The sequence below is a fragment of the Aeromonas sp. 600276 genome (assembly GCF_049175815.1).
Taxonomy (GTDB): domain Bacteria; phylum Pseudomonadota; class Gammaproteobacteria; order Enterobacterales; family Aeromonadaceae; genus Aeromonas; species Aeromonas dhakensis.
This window is the reverse complement of the sequence record NZ_JAAKVU010000007.1, coordinates 111685-128540: the sequence shown is the minus strand read 5'-3', so window position 1 is coordinate 128540 and position 16856 is coordinate 111685. Positions and strand designations below refer to the sequence as shown.

General features: G+C 61.0%; 15 protein-coding genes. 6 read left to right on the top strand and 9 right to left on the bottom strand.

Features of this window, described 5'->3' with window-relative positions; all coding sequences use genetic code 11:
- The first annotated feature begins 150 nt into the window (after positions 1-150).
- Positions 151-444 (top strand): hypothetical protein, encoded by a 294-nt coding sequence (locus tag G5134_RS09250; protein ID WP_005299095.1) that lies wholly within the window; start codon positions 151-153, stop codon positions 442-444.
- Between the two features lie 60 nt (positions 445-504).
- On the opposite strand, the gene G5134_RS09245 is transcribed toward G5134_RS09250, so the two are convergent.
- The gene (locus G5134_RS09245; RefSeq protein ID WP_005299102.1) at positions 505-954 is read right to left on the bottom strand and encodes a C40 family peptidase; all 450 of its coding nucleotides are present in this window, start codon (positions 952-954) and stop codon (positions 505-507) included.
- An 852-nt stretch (positions 955-1806) separates the two neighbouring features.
- Between G5134_RS09245 and ahh1 the strand changes: the two genes are divergently transcribed.
- Entirely contained in the window at positions 1807-3672 is a 1866-nt protein-coding gene (gene ahh1, locus G5134_RS09240) for a hemolysin Ahh1 (protein WP_017781836.1), read from the top strand.
- Positions 3673-3740: 68 nt separating this feature from the next.
- Here ahh1 and G5134_RS09235 read toward each other — a convergent pair whose 3' ends face one another.
- Positions 3741-4649 (bottom strand): hydrogen peroxide-inducible genes activator, encoded by a 909-nt coding sequence (locus tag G5134_RS09235; protein ID WP_019838557.1) that lies wholly within the window; start codon positions 4647-4649, stop codon positions 3741-3743.
- 146 nt (positions 4650-4795) lie between these two features.
- Between G5134_RS09235 and G5134_RS09230 the strand changes: the two genes are divergently transcribed.
- Positions 4796-5398, top strand: a complete 603-nt coding sequence (locus G5134_RS09230) for a peroxiredoxin C (protein WP_005299113.1) — start codon at positions 4796-4798, stop codon at positions 5396-5398.
- A 5-nt stretch (positions 5399-5403) separates the two neighbouring features.
- Here the strand turns inward: G5134_RS09230 and G5134_RS09225 are convergent, their stop codons facing one another.
- The 7 genes from G5134_RS09225 to G5134_RS09195 all read right to left on the bottom strand — a co-directional run bounded on the left by G5134_RS09225 (position 5404) and on the right by G5134_RS09195 (position 11918).
- Positions 5404-5595: a hypothetical protein gene (locus G5134_RS09225; protein ID WP_156559781.1), complete on the bottom strand. Its 192-nt coding sequence runs from the start codon at positions 5593-5595 to the stop codon at positions 5404-5406.
- Positions 5596-5606: 11 nt separating this feature from the next.
- Positions 5607-6572, bottom strand: a complete 966-nt coding sequence (locus tag G5134_RS09220) for an alpha-L-glutamate ligase-like protein (RefSeq protein ID WP_011705412.1) — start codon at positions 6570-6572, stop codon at positions 5607-5609.
- Positions 6573-6575: 3 nt separating this feature from the next.
- Positions 6576-8114 (bottom strand): inactive transglutaminase family protein, encoded by a 1539-nt coding sequence (locus tag G5134_RS09215; RefSeq protein ID WP_011705413.1) that lies wholly within the window; start codon positions 8112-8114, stop codon positions 6576-6578.
- A 3-nt stretch (positions 8115-8117) separates the two neighbouring features.
- Positions 8118-8876 (bottom strand): ATP-dependent zinc protease, encoded by a 759-nt coding sequence (locus tag G5134_RS09210; RefSeq protein ID WP_197495604.1) that lies wholly within the window; start codon positions 8874-8876, stop codon positions 8118-8120.
- Between the two features lie 82 nt (positions 8877-8958).
- Positions 8959-9936 carry a tRNA 5-methoxyuridine(34)/uridine 5-oxyacetic acid(34) synthase CmoB gene (cmoB, locus tag G5134_RS09205; RefSeq protein ID WP_065017426.1) on the bottom strand — a complete coding sequence of 326 codons (978 nt, stop codon included), beginning with the start codon at positions 9934-9936 and terminating at the stop codon, positions 8959-8961.
- Positions 9933-10676, bottom strand: coding sequence for a carboxy-S-adenosyl-L-methionine synthase CmoA (gene cmoA / locus G5134_RS09200; protein WP_065017425.1), 744 nt, complete (start codon positions 10674-10676; stop codon positions 9933-9935). The genes cmoB and cmoA overlap by 4 nt, the downstream gene beginning before the upstream one ends.
- A 393-nt stretch (positions 10677-11069) precedes the next feature.
- Positions 11070-11918 (bottom strand): DUF72 domain-containing protein, encoded by an 849-nt coding sequence (locus G5134_RS09195; RefSeq protein WP_065017424.1) that lies wholly within the window; start codon positions 11916-11918, stop codon positions 11070-11072.
- A 432-nt stretch (positions 11919-12350) separates the two neighbouring features.
- Here G5134_RS09195 and aspS point away from each other — a divergent pair, with 432 nt between their 5' ends.
- The 3 genes from aspS (at position 12351) to G5134_RS09180 (ending at position 16835) form a co-directional block, all read left to right on the top strand.
- Positions 12351-14117, top strand: coding sequence for an aspartate--tRNA ligase (gene aspS, locus G5134_RS09190; protein ID WP_026141833.1), 1767 nt, complete (start codon positions 12351-12353; stop codon positions 14115-14117).
- Positions 14118-14219: 102 nt separating this feature from the next.
- Complete coding sequence (locus tag G5134_RS09185) at positions 14220-14960, top strand: YebC/PmpR family DNA-binding transcriptional regulator (protein ID WP_005299136.1); 741 nt, start codon at positions 14220-14222, stop codon at positions 14958-14960.
- A gap of 258 nt (positions 14961-15218) precedes the next feature.
- Positions 15219-16835, top strand: a complete 1617-nt coding sequence (locus G5134_RS09180) for a phosphoethanolamine transferase (protein ID WP_065017423.1) — start codon at positions 15219-15221, stop codon at positions 16833-16835.
- Positions 16836-16856: the final 21 nt, after the last annotated feature.

Below are 16856 nucleotides of genomic sequence, written 5' to 3'. Positions count from 1 at the left end.
TCAAATGTAAAGTTCGGTGCACTGGTTTGGCATGGCGCACGGGTGACTCACCCGGCGACTGTGCTGGCTACCACATTTTCGTGGATCCAGGGTTGGTGAATTATCCAATAAGGGGTAGTTTTGGCTATCAATCGACAAGGAGAGAGCACGATGACCAGGGAACTGAACAGCTTGTTGGCCCGCCTCGAGGATGTGGTCGAGCGGATGCCGGATTGTTTCAACACCTATGAGTTTGCCCAGAAGCTGGCGCTGCAGCATCAGCGCGAATTTTTTGCCGCGGGTCACTCCCTGGCCGAACAGGAGGGGCGCCTGCTGCGGGTGCTGCACGAGAAGATTGCGGAAGCCCTGGCCGGCAGCGACAAGGTGATCGAGGGGGCGCTGCTGCCTTGCGTGACTCCCTGGGGGGAGCGGGCTACCTCGCCGCGCTGGCACCGCAAGCACTGAGCCATCCGTTGAATCAGCAACAAAACAGGGCCCGTCGTGTGCCCTGTTCTGTTGTTGCTGTCACTGGGTGAGGCGGCGCGCCTGCCAGTAGCGGCTGTTCCAGTAGACGTTGTCGAGGCGTGAGCGGATCACCCCCTTGCTGGTGGAGGCGTGGATGAACTCCCCGCCGCCGGTGTAGACGCCGACGTGGTATTGCTGCCAGCCGGTCTTGAAGAAGACCAGATCGCCGTGCTGCAGCCGGTAGCGATCGACCGGTCGGCCCAGGTTGGCCTGGGATTCGGTGGTCCTCGGCAGATTGAAACCCATCACCTGCTGGTAGGCGAGCTGGGTGAAGGCGGAGCAGTCGAGACCGGCCCGATCCGAGCCGCCCATGCGATAGGGGACGCCGCGCCACTGCTGATAAAAGCCTTCAAAGGCGCTGCTCTGCTGGCGCGGTGGGGCAGGCTCGGGCGTGCTGGAACAGGCGGCCAGCAACAGGGCCAGCAGGGGCAGCAGCAACTTGCAATCCATGGGGGCTCCTTCGAGACGACAACGTCTCCATCATAAACGGGGTTTGGGGCTCGAACATAGCCTTGCCTGCAAGAAACCACCTGTTGCTACCTCAAAAGAGGCGCGAATGGAGAGGGTTATAATATTGTTTGTATTCATTTGAATAATATTTTCTGATTATCTTGAATGAGTATTTCAATATTAAAGTAGTTATTCCAATCAGCCTGACAATGAAATGATAATTAACCTTGTTGACGTCACCCCGTGATCTGTGTCACGTTCTGTCTCAGGGCTAATTCGTTATGATGACCCCATGAAATAAATGGCAAGGGATCCCGCCATTTTCACCGCCAATATGACGGCAAACAACAAGATACCTCTGGGTATATTCTCGCAACTGGTTCACATAATAATATTCAGTCAATGACTGGCGTTGGCTGACAATATCACCAGACAGAGGAGGGCCGCCCCATGATATCCGGTCCATAGCAGTGAGTGTTCCCTCGCACCAGGATGCCTGCGGCATCTGGCTGTTGTGCCATCGTTCAGGCCGATGAGCGCGACGTTAAAGCCAATGGGTACCATGCGAGGTTCAAGGCGCAGTCAGGCGGCCTTGAGGGAAGATCGCCATCAGATCGCGACTCCCGTGTAATAGCATCGGCGCATGCCGAATCGTCCACCTTAGATCGCCTCGCGATCCTTGTTCTGTCAACCATAAATACCTTCGCCACCCGCTGTTAATTCACGGCGAAAATAATGAATGTCATGACAGACAAGCAGAATAACGCCCCGAAATATAACCGTGAATAATATGGTTATGCCATATTTGTTCGCTGTTTAAATAGCTTGGCGTGATTCGACAAGGAGATAACAATGAAAAACAAAAAACCACGCAAATTCATCACGCAAGCTCCCGCTCTCAGTCTGCTCGCGCTGGCCTTGTTGGCTGGCAGCGTGCAGGCCGAAGATATTGGCGAGCGTACCGACCAGGGCACCGCCATGTTGGCCAGCCTGCAATCCGAACAGGGACTGATTTACCTCAATGCCGACGTCTGGCTGAAGGGGCAGGGGGCGACGTCGCTGATGACCCGGGATCAGCTGCGCGAGCGGGTGCTGGAACGGGGCGAACGCCTGTTCATCGATTTCAGCGCCGTCACCGACAAGGCTGAGCGGCAGCAGGCCAGAAAGGCCATGGAGCAGCTGGCCGGCATCTCTTTTGATGCCGACTGGGTACTGGTGTCCGGCTACAAGGGGGAGTTGCTGTTCACTCCGCTGGGGGGCGTCGATGACCCGGCCTTCTATCAGGTGATGGAGCGGGTCGACAGCCTGGAAGGGCAGGGCAAGCGCCACAAGCGCTCGCTGACCCAGCCGCCTGCTGCCGAGGCCGGTCTGCCCCACGTGGCCTTCTACCTCAACGTCAACCGCAAGATCAGCGATGCCGAGTGCACCTTCCCGCGCTCGCGCACCTGGAGCCGGGGTGATCGGCTGTTCTGCGATTCGCCGAACATCTCGCTGGTCTACCGGGTCAACCTGGAGCGCTCCCTGCAATTTGGCAACACCGGCTCCGCCACGCCGGATGCCAAGATAGTGCGGATCTCGCTGGATGAAGAGTCGGCCGGTGCCGGCATCCAGCTCAACGAGGATCTCAGCTGGAGCGAGAACATCGCGGACTACCTGCTGCTGGACGGCTGGGCCCGCGACTATGCCACCGATGCCATCGCCCAGGATTACCGCTTCAGCATCGAGGCGTCCAACACCAAGGCGGCGGTGCTCAAGAGCCTGCCGACCAACCTCAACAGCAAGTATGAGCATCGCGAGATCTCGGGTTTCGAGGTGGGGGTCACCGGCGGGGTTGAGGTGAACAAGGATGGGCCCAAGGCCAAGCTGGAGGCCTCGGCCAAGTTCAGCCAGCAGCGCCAGCTCGCCTACAACACCCAGGATTACCGGGTCGAACGCTCGGCGCCGAGCGCCCAGAAGGTGAGTTTCAGCTGGGTGCGCGATCAGTACGCGACCGCGGAGTCCCTGCTCTCCTCCAAGACGGCCACCGTCTGGGGCATGGGCTACGACGTGGATCACAACCGTATCCAGCCGCTCAGCTACAAGGGGTTCGTGCCGAATCTGGACGTCATCTACAAGGCGGCGCCGGACGAGACGGGCAGCACCGAGTTCAAGATCGACTCCTCGGTCAACATCCGCCCCATCTACACCGGCATCTACAAGCACTACTACGTGGTGGGGGCCCATGTCTCCTTCCAGGGCTTCGAAGATACCGACAAGCGCAGACGGGTGACGGCCTCCACCAGCTTCAAGGTGGACTGGAACCACCCGGTGTTTACCGGCGGTCGCCCGGTCAACCTGCAGCTGGGGGGCTTTGACAACCGCTGCCTGAGCGCGGATGCCAACCACGGTCTGAGCGCGGTGACCTGTGACGAGACCTCGGCCGCCCAGTCCTTCATCTATGACCAGTACGGCCGTTATGTCAGCGCGCAGGATACCCGCCGCTGCCTGGACGGCAACAACCTCGGCCAGCTGCAGAGCTGCAGCCTGAGCCTGGGCCAGCGCTGGGAGTGGAAAGCGGACAGCGATGCGCTCAGCAACCTGAGTGCCCATCAACTGCTGGGTCACGACAAGCAGAGCGGAGCGCTGGGGCTCTATGACGAGAACGGCAATCCGCAGAATGTGAGCGTACGGACCCTGACCTCCTACACCCGCATCTTCGGGCCACCGGCCAGCCACTGACAGAGCAGGGCCTTGCGCCCAAGACAACAACGCCGGCACGTGCCGGCGTTTTTTTATGGGGGTGAGCTTCAGCCCTTGTTGTCGATGAGCGGGGCGAGCAGCTCCGCCAGCTTGTAGAAGGTCTGCACCCGGGTGGTGCTGGGGCGCCACACCAGCCCTATCTCGCGGTAGGGGTGTTCTCCCGGCAGCGGGATGGCCACCAGATCCGTGTTGTCGAGGATACCGGCATCGATGGCCATCTGCGGCAGGAAGGTGGTGCCGAGCCCGGCGCCGACCATCTGCACCAGAGTGTGCAGGCTGGTGGCGGCAAACGGGTTGATCTTGCTCTTGTCCCGCAGCCGGCAGGCGCTCACCGCGTGTTCGGTGAGGCAGTGCTCCCGCTCCAGCAGGAAGATGCTCTGGTTGGGCAGCTCCTTGTAGTCGAACGGGGTGTGCAGGCTGGCCGCCATGCTGGCGGGCATCACCATGTGGAAGGGATCCTGGCCGACCGTCTTGCAGTGAAAGCCGCCGATCTCCACCGGCAGCGCCAGGATCAGCAGGTCGAGCTGACCCTGCTCCAGCTGCTTGAGCAGGTTGGTGGTGGTGTCTTCACGCAGCAACAATTCCAGCTCAGGATAGGTCTTGCCGCACACCTGCAGCAGCTTGCTGAGCAGGAAGGGGGCGATGGTGGGAATGCAGCCCAGGCGCACCGTGCCGTGCATGACCCCCCCTTGATGCTGACCGAGCTCCATCAGATCCCGCGCATCGGAGAGCAAATTGCGAGCTCGCTCGACGATTTCCATGCCGACCGGGGTCATAATGAAGCTCTTGTGGTCCCGTTCCACCAGTTGCAGGTTCATCATGTCCTCCAGCGTCTGGATCCCGGTACTCAGGGTCGACTGGCTGACATGACAGGCCTTGGCGGCGCGGTTGAAGTTCTTGTGCTCGTCGAGAGCAACCAGATATTGCAGCTGTTTCAGGCTGGGCCAACGTTGCATAGGAAAACCCGATTAATGCTATCTATTTAATTTGATTTAACTAATCTACCATCGGGGCTATAGTTTGTCGCTTTAATTAGACGGACTTGGCTCTAGGTAGCCTGATCCTGACAGGATTGTTCACTTCACATAAAGAGGAATTGAATATGGTATTGGTAGGCCGTCCCGCACCCGATTTCACCGCTGCTGCCGTTCTGGGCAATGGCCAGATCGTTGACTCCTTCAACCTGGCATCCCACATCAAGGGCAAGGCAGCCGTCCTGTTCTTCTATCCGCTCGATTTCACCTTCGTCTGCCCGTCCGAGCTGATTGCCTTCGATCACCGTCTGGAAGAGTTCAACAAGCGTGGCGTGGAAGTGATCGGTGTCTCCATCGACTCCGAGTTCTCCCACAACGCCTGGCGCAACACCAAGATCGAAGACGGCGGCATCGGCCCGGTCAAGTACCCGCTGGTTGCCGACATCAAGCACGAGATCTGCAAAGCCTATGACGTCGAGCACCCGGAAGCCGGCGTTGCATTCCGTGGCTCCTTCCTGATCGACAAGAACGGTGTCGTTCGTCACCAGGTTGTCAACGATCTGCCGCTGGGCCGCAACATTGACGAGATGCTGCGCATGGTCGATGCCCTGCAGTTCCACGAAGAGCACGGCGAAGTTTGCCCGGCTCAGTGGGAAAAAGGCAAAAAAGGCATGACCGCCTCTCCGGATGGCGTTGCCAAGTACCTGTCAGAGAACGCCGCTTCCCTGTAATCGGGTCAGCAAACCGGATAGTGAAAAACCGATGCCCAGGCATCGGTTTTTTTATGGCCGTTATTTGGCACTCTCGTTTCGCAACGTTGGCCAGCAAGCCTTGTCCAGAAACTCATGCTCAGCAGATTGCTGTTGCCGGCAGATTGTCGATAAACGGCATGCATAAAAAAGCGCGCCCTTTGGCGCGCTTTTTTCATGGGTACCTGAACTACTCGTCAAAGATACCGAAGTGATCCTTGGCGAAGTTGACCCGCTGCTCCACGTTCATCTTCACCTGGCCCAGCTTCTCGATGGTCTTGAGGTTGGGCACCAGACCACGGCCGTTGGCGATCTGGATGGCGAGACCGGGACGGGCGTTGAGCTCCAGCAGCATGGGGCCGCGGAACTTGTCGAGCACCATGTCGGTGCCGATGTAGCCGAGGCCCGACATCTCGTAGCAGGAGGCCGCCAGGGTCAGCAGGGTGTCCCAGTGGGGCACCTTGAGCTCATAGAGATCGAGGCCGGTGTCCGGGTGGTGGCGCAGCGGATTGCCGAACTGCACCGCCCGCAGCGCACGGCCGGTGCGCAGGCACAGACCCACCCCCACGGCGCCCTGGTGCAGGTTCGCCTTGCCGTCTGACGCGGCGGTGGAGAGGCGCATCATGGCCATCACCGGAAAGCCCTTGAAGATGATCACCCGGGCGTCGGGGACCCCTTCGAACGAGTAGCCGTCGAACACGTCATCGAAGTTGATGAGGCCTTCCACCAGCGCCACGTCGGGCTTGCCGCCCAGCGAATAGAGCCCGGCCAGGATGTTGGAGACATGGCGCTCCAGATCCTGCCCGTTGGAGGCGCTGCCATTGGGCTTGTAGAACAGGCCCTCTTCCTGGCGCAGGATCACCAGGATCCCCTTGCCGCCGGAGCCGCGCGCCGGCTTGATGCAGAAGCCCGGCCAATCCTTCACCAGCTCGGTGATGCGGCTCACGTCGTGCTGGGCACGAATGGTACCGATCAGTTCCGGTACCGTGACGCCTGCATCCAGCGCGATGCGCTTGGTCTGCAGCTTGTCATCCACCAGCGGATAGAGGCTGCGCGGATTGTAGCGGCTGATGTAAGAGTGGTTGCGCTTGTTCATGCCGAGGATGCCTGATTGGGACAGGCTCCACGGGGTGGTGTACTTTTCCCAGAACCACATCTGTTACTTGTCCTTACCCGGAGTGGCACCCGATTTGATCTCGTCCACCAGCGGCTTGAAGCGTTTGAGTTCGCTCAGCTTGTAGCCGGTGTAGTTACCCATCAACAGCACGGTCGCCATCAGCACCAGCTGCAGGCCGAGGAAGTTGAAGGTGAGGTGACGGATCAGTTCGTTATCCATGGCCAGATAGGCGATGACGGCCACCAGCAGAGAGCCGCCACCCTGGCGGAACACCTCTTTCGGACCCTCTTCTTCCCACAGGATGGACATCCGTTCGATGGTCCAGGAGAGGATGATCATCGGGAAGAAGGTGATCTTCATGCCGTCGGTCAGCCCCAGCTTGAAGGCAAACGCGGAGAAGATGCCGATCATCGAAATCACCATGATGATGATGGCCGATATTCGGGCGACCAGCAGCAGGTTGAGCCGCGACAGGTAGGAGCGGATCACCAGACCGGTGCCGACGATCAGCAGGAAACCGATGAGACCGGTGACCAGGGAGGTCTGGATGAAGGCGACCGCGATCAGCACCGGCATGAAGGTACCCGAGGTCTTGATCCCCACCAGTACCCGCAGGAACACCACCATCAGCACGCCGATGGGGATCAGCAGCAAGCCCTTGAACAGGGTCTGCTCTTCCAGCGGCAGGCTGTGGATGGAGAAGTTCATCATCTCCGATTTTTCAAACTTCTGGGCCAGCGCCACGCTGACCGGCTGTTCCTGCTCGATCATCGAGAAACTGACGCGGGAGTTGTGACCACCGGTCACGTCCAGCAGGGCGCCGGAGTTGTATTCCCACAGCAGCAGGTTGGCAGGGCGCCCCTGTTCACCGGTCTGCGGGTTGAACAGCTTGTAGTCGGTCGGGCTGTTGAACACCTGCAGGTAATCCACCAGCTCCTGACGACGGCGGCCATCTTCCAGGCTCAGGGCGTGAACGACCCGGGTCGGCACGTCGGCGTTGTTGAGCAGCTCGGCGATCAGGTTGGCGCGGCTCTTGTGCTTCTTCAGCAGCTCAGCGTTCTGCTCCTGCTTCTCGATCTCCTTGATGATCTCGCGAGTCAGGGTGTAGCCGTCGGCGGAGCGCTCCTGGGCACGTTCCAGGATCTGCTTCATGGCGGTGGCGTAGGGCTCGCTCTCGATCTGCTTCTCGATGGCCGGCGGCAGCGGGTTGGCGGCCGGTTTGGCATGGGCATCGGCCATCATGTCGACGCGGTAGTAGAGCTCCTGACGGCCGGAGGCGCTGCGGATGGACCACTCGGCGCGGGCATCGCCATCCTTCTCGACGAAGGAGAGGCCGTAGCCCGGGCTCGCGGCGTTCTCGTTCATCAGGGTGAAACCGGGCTGGGTGCCTGGAATGGCCAGGGAAGCGATCACCGGCTCGCCGGTGGCCTCGAACTCCAGCTTGGCTTCGATGGACCAGATCTGGCGTTTTTCACCCGGCGTGAGCGGTACGTCCAGCGCGATGTGGTGATAGAACGTCATCCCCAGGCCGACAATGTACAGCAGGGCTACCAGCAAATAGAACGGCTTACGGGAAACCATGGATTATTTCACATCCTTGAGCTTGGGTTTGGGTTGGATATATTCGCGGGCCACATCAACCACGGCGATGTCTTTCAAAAACTCACGGCCCAGCAGCACGGGGAAGGCCATGTCGCTGCGGTCCTTCAGGGTAAATTCTGCCTTCTCGGTCATGTCGCCGATGCGTACCGCGAGGCGCACCACCGGACGGCGGTCGAGATCGTCGGCGGAAGCCTGGCGCACCCGCACGTGGCGCACCAGCGGCGCTTCAATCTGGATCTTGTCGTCCATCTCCTGATGGCTCAGGAAGAAGCGCACCCAGTTCTTGCCGTTGCGCTCGAAGATGGTGATGTCCTGGGCGCTGATGGAGGAGGTGGTGGCACCGGTATCGACCCGTGCCTGGAAGGCGTCGTTGGCCGCGTCAACCCAGATCCACTCCGCCTCGCCGACCAGCAGCTTGCCGTCGACGGTGTGACCCTGGCTCGGGGCCTGGCACTTCTCGGTCGGGATCGCCATGGGTTTGGGCGGCTCGGGCGGCAGGGATTCGAGCTTGCTGCCGACTTTGTTCACGGACTCTTTCATGTTGTTGACATCAGTGTTGAGCTGAATCAGCAGGTGCTGTTGCTGCACATACTGCTTCTGTTGCTGTTCCATGGATGTTTGCAGGCGCTGCTCGCTCAGATTGATCTCGTTGCGAAGCTCGGCCAGCGTCAGGGTAGGTACCGGGGGCGCTTTTTCCATCGTGACACACCCGCCGAGACTGAGCAGGGAGAGCAGGGTCATTCCTTTTAATTTGCTTTTCATGTCATTCATTTAACTGTGCTTCCTGGAATTGGGTCAGTGTAACTTCCACCGCGGCCATCGGCTAGTCTTTGGCCTTTCTGGCAATCAGTACGGCACGTTTGGGTGCCGGGTGTCCTTCTACCGTGAGTGCCGGATTGGCTGGGTCCAGATAATCACTCAGGGATTCATTAATCATCCAGTCGGTACGACGCTGTTCGTCCGTGCTGGTCATATTCTCGTCGACTATCCGTACATCGGTGAACCCGCAGCGCTCGACCCACAGCTTGAGCGCCGCGCTGGAAGGAATGAACCAGACGTTGCGCATCTTGCCGTAGCGATCGGTGGGCATCAGCACGTCGTTGACGCCGCCGTCGATCACCAGCGTCTCCAGTACCAGCTCACCGTCGTCTTTCAACTGGTTGCGCAGCTGCTCGATGTGCTCGATGGGGGACTTGCGGTGATAGAGCACCCCCATGGAGAAGACGGTGTCGAACGCCCGCAGCTCCGGCAGCTCCTGAATGCCGAGCGGCAGCAGGTGGGCGCGCTGGTCGTTGCCCGCGAAGTGACGAATGGCCTCGAACTGGCACAAGAACAGCGGACTCGGATCGATGCCGACCGCCAGCTTGGCCCCTTCGCCCACCATGCGCCAGAGGTGATAGCCGCTGCCGCAGCCCACGTCCAGCACGTAACGGCCGGCAAGCGGGCTGATGTGGGGCAGCACCCGATCCCACTTCCAGTCGGAGCGCCACTCGGTGTCGATGTGGATGCCGTGCACCGTGAACGGGCCCTTGCGCCAGGGCATGAAGTGGCGCAGCAGGCTCTCCACCTTCTTGCGCTCCCCTTCGCCGAGGCTCTCGGTCGAGCCGATTTCGACCCGGCTTGTCAGCTCGACGTGGCCGGGGGCCACCTGCGGCAGCTTGTTGAGGGCGCGGCTCCAGCGCGGCAGATCGCCGTGCTGGTTGTCGTGTTGCCAGGCGTGCAGCTGGGCGGGCAGGGTGTGCAGCCAGTGGCTCAGCCGGTTCTTGGCGATCAGCTGATAGAAATTGGCAAAGTCGATCATGGCTGGGCAGGCTCGCTGGATTTGATGGCGATCATGGAGCCGAAGTTGAAGCACTGGAACCAGAGATCCTGATGGGCGAAGCCGGCCTCCCGCAGGCGGGCCTGATGCACCGGTAGGCTGTCGGTGCGCATCACGTTCTCAAGGGCGGTGCGTTTCTGGCTGATCTCCAGCTCGCTGTAACCGTTGGCGCGCTTGAAGTCGAGGTGCAGATCGATGAGCAGTTCGTTGACCTGCTCGTCCTCGAAGCGGAACTTCTCGCTCAGGATCAGGATCCCGCCCGGGCGCAGGCCGTCAAAGATGCGCTGGATGAGGGCGGCCCGTTTCTCGGGCGCGACGAACTGCAGGGTGAAGTTGAGCACCACCACGGAGGCGTTCTCAATCTCGATGTCGCAGATGTCCGCCTCGACGAGCTCCACCGGCACCTCGGACTTGAAGCCTGAAAGGTGGGCGCGGGCCCGCTCTATCATGGGGTGGGAGAGATCCACCGCCGTGATGCGGCAGCCGGGCTGGGCAACATGGCGACGCATCGCCTGGGTGGCGGCACCCAGGGAGCAGCCGAGATCGTAGAGTCGGCTCTCGGGCTGGGCGTAGCGGGCGGCCATCATGCCGATGGCGGAGATGATGTTGCTGTAACCCGGCACCGAGCGCTGGATCATGTCGGGAAAGACATCGACGACCTGTTCGTCAAAGCAAAAATCCCCCAATCGGGCGATGGGGGCGGCAAAAATCTGATCGTGCATGCTGGCGCAACCTGACAGCCGGTGCGCGAACCGACTGTTTTGTTCAATTGAATCGTTGGGTGACACCCGTCCGGGTCGTGTCGTCACCGGTTCACGAACGGGGTGGCGGGCCTTGAGATCCATCGGGCCGCTTCCGTTCGCAATGGACCATCATCCTGGTCCTTTTGATGGGCTGCGCCCTGGGCGACAAGCGGTTGTCGTCAAGGGGCGTCGGGGCCCTGTTACCGGAGCCGGATGCTCGCCTGCAACGAAGTGCGATGGGCGGGCAGACCGGGTCCTTGCATGGGGCGCTAGTGTAGAGGAAAGGCGGCCGTTTGTCTTGACGCCAAGCCCCGTCAGATCAGAAAAAAACGGCTTTTTTTCGCGCCGAAGCGGGGGCGGCGAAAGCGCCGCTCAAAAGGGCAGCACGCCCTGGCGCGCGCGATCGTTTTCCCCCGGCCAGGGGGCCATCTCCTGCCCCAGCAGGCGGGCCACCTGACGGGCCAGTTCGGGGGCCTGGGCGTTGTCGGCAGTATGTATAAAGAGGTAGAGATCTTTTCCCTCCGCCAACCACTGACGCCAGTGAGGGAGCCAGCCTGGCAGGAAGGGGTGGTTGTCCTCGGGATGTGGCAGGCCGATGAGCCGCACCACGGGGGCATCGGCAGTGGCCAGCAGGTGCACCGGCAGCCTCGGTTTCTTGCCCTGGGCATCGATCATGGCCGCCGTGGTGGCGGGCACCGAGAAGAGCGGCCGGCTGTCGAGCATGATGCGGTTGATGCCTCTCTCCATCAGCAGCCGGTTCAACTGCCGCTCCGCCTCGCCCTTGGCGAAGAAATCGGGGTGGCGCACCTCGAGGGCATAGTTAAATTGTGTCGGCAGCCGTTCGAAAAAGGCCGCCAGGCGAGGAAGACCGTCGGGTCCAAAGCGGGCGGGCAGCTGCAGCTTGAGCAGCCCCAGCTTGTCATGCAGGGGGGTCAGCAGGCGGATAAAGTCGCTCACTGGTTTGTCGGCGCTCACCAGATCGCTCTGGTGACTGATGGTTTGCGGAAACTTGAAGCTGAAACGAAAGCCCGCTGGCACCGCATCGGCCCAGCGCCGGACCGTATCGGGGGTCGGTGAGGCGTAGAAGGTGGTATTGCCCTCCACCGTGTTGAAGACCCGGGCATAGTGGGCGAGGTGCTCGGCGGGCTTGGCGCCCACCCCCAGCAAGTGACCGGGCCAGGCCGGATGTGACCATTGTGGCAGGCCCAAAAAGAGGCTCATGAGGGATCCTGTCTGCGGGTTTGTCTCGATTTTCCCCTTTTTTTGCCCCGGGATGTAAAAAACAGGGCAAAGGAGGCTGCTGGCCATTTTACCCAAATGGGGGTTTTCCTCTATAATGCCAGCCCTTTTGTTTGCCAATTTGTTGTGACTCACGCCGCTGTACGCATATTGTGACGACGGCAGCGGCCATGATGCGGCCAAACAACAATCGCTTGCCGATGCCCTCCGCCCGACAACCCGGCCGCTTGTCAGCCGCCTCTGGTCGAGCCGATATCGGCGGCAGGTGTCCGATCCCGGCGGTCGGACGGTACGAGACAGATTTCAAACCGGGCAAGAAGCAGGATCTGGCCAGCTGTGAGACAGACGGTGCTTGCCAGTCGTGCCCGGCGACCCAGGTTAACCGTCTCTCTACAATTTCGAAGGAAGAAGTCCATGCGCTCTATTTATTGCGGACAGGTCAATGAGGCCCATGCAGGGCAGACCATTACATTGTGCGGTTGGGTCCATCGTCGTCGCGATCTGGGCGGCCTCATCTTTATCGACATGCGTGACCGCGAGGGCATCGTCCAAGTGTTCTTCGATCCGGACAAACCGGACGCCTTCGCCCTGGCCTCCGAACTGCGCGGCGAGTTCTGCATTCAGGTCTCCGGTGTGGTGCGCACCCGTCCCGACTCCCAGCGCAACAGCGACATGGCCACCGGTGCCATCGAGGTGTTCGCCCATGAGCTCACCATCATCAACCGTGCCGAGCCGCTGCCGCTGGACTTCAACCAGGTCAACAGCGAAGAGGTGAGCCTCAAGTATCGCTACCTGGATCTGCGTCGCCCCGAGATGGCCAAGTACCTGAAGACCCGCGCCAAGGCCAGTGCCTTCGTGCGTCGCTTCATGGACGAGCACGGCTTCCTCGACATCGAGACTCCGATGCTGACCAAGGCCACCCCGGAAGGGGCCCGTGACTACCTGGTGCCGAGCCGCGTGCACAAGGGCAAGTTCTACGCTCTGCCGCAGTCCCCCCAGCTGTTCAAGCAGCTGCTGATGATGTCTGGCTTCGACCGTTACTACCAGATCGTCAAGTGCTTCCGTGACGAAGACCTGCGTGCCGACCGCCAGCCGGAATTCACCCAGATCGACGTGGAGACCTCCTTCATGACCGCACCGCAAGTGCGTGAAATCATGGAAGAGATGATCCGTAAACTGTGGCTGCACATCCTGAACGTGGATCTGGGCGACTTCCCGATCATGACCTTCGACGAAGCCATGCGTCGCTACGGCTCCGACAAGCCGGACCTGCGTCTGCCGATGGAGCTGGTGGATGTGGCAGATCTGCTGACCGCGGTCGAATTCGCCGTGTTCGCCGGCCCCGCCAACGATCCGAAAGGCCGCGTGGCTGCCCTGAAAGTACCGGGCGGCGCCGAGCTCTCTCGCAAGCAGATCGACGAGTACACCAAGTTTGTCGGCATCTACGGTGCCAAGGGCCTGGCCTGGATGAAGGTCAACGAAGCGGCCAATGGCATCGAAGGGGTACAGTCCCCGGTGGCCAAGTTCCTCTCCGACGCCATCGTGCGCGAGATCCTGGCCCGCACCGGTGCGATGGATGGCGACATCATCTTCTTCGGTGCCGACTCCAAGAAAGTGGTGTGCGATGCCATGGGCGCCCTGCGCTTGAAAGTGGGCCGCGATCTGGGTCTGCTGGAGAACGTCTGGAAGCCGCTGTGGGTCATCGACTTCCCGATGTTCGAAGAGGATGGTGAAGGCGGTCTGGCTGCCATGCACCACCCGTTCACCGCGCCGAGCGGCCTGAGCCCGGAGCAGCTGAAAGCCAACCCGGTAGGCGCTTACGCCAACGCCTACGACATGGTGATCAACGGCTACGAAGTGGGTGGCGGTTCAGTGCGTATCCACAACAGCGAGATGCAGTCCACCGTGTTCGACATCCTGGGGATCACCCCGGCCGAGCAGCGCCTGAAGTTCGGCTTCCTGCTGGATGCCCTCAAATACGGTACCCCGCCGCACGCCGGCCTGGCCTTCGGCCTGGACCGTCTCAGCATGCTGCTGACCGGTACCGAGAACATTCGGGACGTGATTGCCTTCCCGAAAACCACGGCGGCCGCCTGTCTGATGACCGACGCCCCCAGTTTTGCCAACCCGACCCAGCTGGGCGAGCTGGCGATTGCGACCACCGTCAAGGGTGACGAATAAGCCTTTAACGGCAACCAGGGCCGCAGCAATGCGGCCTTTCCCGTTTCCCCGGGTAGTCGCAACCTGTGTTACTGAAATTTCAAACTATAACGGAGAGTCCCTATGGCAGGTCACAGTAAATGGGCCAACATCAAACACCGCAAGGCGGCGCAAGACGCCAAGCGCGGCAAGATCTTCACCAAGCTGATCCGCGAAATCACCACCTCCGCGCGTCTCGGTGATGCCGACCCGGCCAACAACCCGCGCCTGCGTGCGGCGGTGGCGGCGGCCCTGACCAGCAACATGACCCGTGACACCATCAACCGTGCCATCGCCCGTGGGGCCGGCGGTGGTGACGGCGAGCAGCTCGAAACCATCGTCTACGAAGGTTACGGCCCGGCCGGCTCCGCCGTCATGGTGGAGTGCCTGACCGACAACCGCAACCGCACCGTGGCCGAAGTGCGTCACGCCTTCAGCAAGTGCGGCGGCAACCTGGGTACCGACGGCTCCGTGGCCTACCTGTTCACCAAGAAGGGTGTACTGACCTTCGTGGGCGCCGATGAAGATGCCCTGATGGACGCCGCCCTGGAAGCCGGTGCCGACGACGTGGTGACCGAAGAAGATGGCACCATCGAGGTGTACACCACCCCGAACGACTTCGGCACCGTGCTGGACGGTCTGGAAGCCGCCGGCTTCAAGCCCGAGAGCGCCGAAGTGACCATGATCCCCTCCACCGAAGCGGAGCTGGATGCCGAGACCGCGCCCAAGCTGATGCGCCTCATCGACATGCTGGAAGATCTGGACGACGTGCAGGAGGTGTACCACAACGGTTCCATCTCCGACGAAGTTGCCGCTACCCTGTAATCAGGTCAGCAATACTCCTCGAAACGGCAGCCTCGGCTGCCGTTTTTTTTCATCCGTATAACCCGCATCGAACCGCCCTTCGGCCAGAACAGGCCCCGCCTTAATTCTCCCTTAAGTTTGGTTTTCTACCCTGCCTGCGTCCCGGGGCCCTCGCGCCCACGGCCGGTCTGCACCTCGGGAAGAGGGCGCCGGCGCGGAAGATCCAAAGAGGGGCTGTTGCCAAGCCCCCTGTCTTGTCTGGTTTGTCGGAGTATCGTTATGCGTATCACCTTGGGTGTGATGAAGGTGAATCTGTTGTTGGTGCTGCTGTTTGCACTGCTCTTCAACTGGCCCATTTTCCTCCACTTCTACACCATTCTTACCAAGCTGGAACACGTCAAGGCGGGCTTCGTCGTCTCGATCCCCTTCGTGCTGCTGGCCGCGCTCAACGCGGTGTTCCTGCCCTTTACCTTTCGCTATCTGCTCAAGCCCTTCTTCGTGCTGCTGATCCTGATGGGATCCGTGGTCAGCTACGCCATGCTGAAATATGGCGTCATCTTCGACGTGAGCATGGTGCAGAACATCGTCGAGACCAACAGCGGGGAGGCGGCCTCCTACCTCAATGGTTCCGTGTTGCTCTGGTTCGCGCTGACCGGCCTGCTGCCGGCCTTGGCCCTGCTGTGGGTGAAGATTGACTATCCCCGTCCCTGGTACAAGGGGCTGGGGTTGCGGCTCGGCTCCATCGCCCTCTCCTTGTTGTTTCTGGTGGGGGTGGCCGCCCTCTATTACCAGGATTACGCCTCGGTCGGGCGCAACAACAAGTCCCTCGGCAAGGAGATAGTGCCCGCCAACTATGTGCACGGCCTCTATCGTTACGCCACCGACATCCTGTTCGCCACCCCGATCCCGTATCAGCAGCTGGGCACGGACGCCAGGGTGGTGGGGCAGGGCAGCAAGCCGACCCTGATGTTCCTGGTGGTGGGGGAGACGGCGCGCAGCCAGAACTACTCCCTCAACGGTTACGGCAAGGCCACCAACAGCTTCACCGCGAGGGAAGCGGGCATGGTCTCGTTTCGCAACGTGCGCTCCTGCGGCACCGCCACCGCGGTCTCGGTGCCCTGCATGTTCTCCAACCTGACGCGACGCGGCTATGACGACACCCTGGCCCAGTCCCGTGACGGCATGCTGGATGTGCTGCAGCACGCCGGTGTCTCCGTGCTGTGGAAGGAGAACGACGGCGGCTGCAAGGGGGTGTGCAAGAACGTGCCCACCATCGAGATCGAGGCCAAGGATTTTCCCCAGTACTGCCAGAAGGGTTCCTGCTACGACGAGGTGATGCTGGAGGGGCTGGATCGGCAGATCGCGCAGATGAAGGGCAACAAGCTGGTGGCCTTCCACCTGATGGGCAGCCACGGCCCGACCTACTATCGCCGCTATCCCGCCAGTGAACGGACCTTCGTGCCGGACTGCCCGCGCAGCGACATCGAAAACTGCACCAATGAAGAGCTGGTCAACACCTACGACAACACCATCCGCTACACCGACAAGGTGGTGGCCCGTCTCATCGACAAGCTCAAGACGCTGGAGCAGGATTACAACGTGGGGCTGGTCTATCTGTCGGATCACGGCGAATCCCTCGGGGCCATGGGGCTCTACCTGCACGGCACCCCCTACAAGTTCGCGCCGGACGATCAGACCCGGGTGCCGCTGATGACCTGGTTCTCACCCCAGTTGCAGGCCGACCGCAAGCTGGACCTAGATTGTCTGCAGCAGGAGGCGGCCGGCAAGCGCTTCTCCCACGACAACCTGTTCCACTCCATGTTGGGGATCATGGATGTGCAGACCCAGGTCTACAACGGCGCGCTGGATCTGTTCAAGCCGTGCCGGGCGGGGTGAATGGGCCAAAAAGGTTGAGCT

Coding starts and splice junctions, on each gene's coding strand:
- G5134_RS09250 (WP_005299095.1), top strand. CDS start 151: ATGACCAGGGAACTGAACAGCTTGTTGGCCCGCCTCGAGGATGTGGTC.
- G5134_RS09245 (WP_005299102.1), bottom strand. CDS start 954: ATGGATTGCAAGTTGCTGCTGCCCCTGCTGGCCCTGTTGCTGGCCGCC.
- ahh1 (WP_017781836.1), top strand. CDS start 1,807: ATGAAAAACAAAAAACCACGCAAATTCATCACGCAAGCTCCCGCTCTC.
- G5134_RS09235 (WP_019838557.1), bottom strand. CDS start 4,649: ATGCAACGTTGGCCCAGCCTGAAACAGCTGCAATATCTGGTTGCTCTC.
- G5134_RS09230 (WP_005299113.1), top strand. CDS start 4,796: ATGGTATTGGTAGGCCGTCCCGCACCCGATTTCACCGCTGCTGCCGTT.
- G5134_RS09225 (WP_156559781.1), bottom strand. CDS start 5,595: ATGAAAAAAGCGCGCCAAAGGGCGCGCTTTTTTATGCATGCCGTTTAT.
- G5134_RS09220 (WP_011705412.1), bottom strand. CDS start 6,572: ATGTGGTTCTGGGAAAAGTACACCACCCCGTGGAGCCTGTCCCAATCA.
- G5134_RS09215 (WP_011705413.1), bottom strand. CDS start 8,114: ATGGTTTCCCGTAAGCCGTTCTATTTGCTGGTAGCCCTGCTGTACATT.
- G5134_RS09210 (WP_197495604.1), bottom strand. CDS start 8,876: ATGACCCTGCTCTCCCTGCTCAGTCTCGGCGGGTGTGTCACGATGGAA.
- cmoB (WP_065017426.1), bottom strand. CDS start 9,936: ATGATCGACTTTGCCAATTTCTATCAGCTGATCGCCAAGAACCGGCTG.
- cmoA (WP_065017425.1), bottom strand. CDS start 10,676: ATGCACGATCAGATTTTTGCCGCCCCCATCGCCCGATTGGGGGATTTT.
- G5134_RS09195 (WP_065017424.1), bottom strand. CDS start 11,918: ATGAGCCTCTTTTTGGGCCTGCCACAATGGTCACATCCGGCCTGGCCC.
- aspS (WP_026141833.1), top strand. CDS start 12,351: ATGCGCTCTATTTATTGCGGACAGGTCAATGAGGCCCATGCAGGGCAG.
- G5134_RS09185 (WP_005299136.1), top strand. CDS start 14,220: ATGGCAGGTCACAGTAAATGGGCCAACATCAAACACCGCAAGGCGGCG.
- G5134_RS09180 (WP_065017423.1), top strand. CDS start 15,219: ATGCGTATCACCTTGGGTGTGATGAAGGTGAATCTGTTGTTGGTGCTG.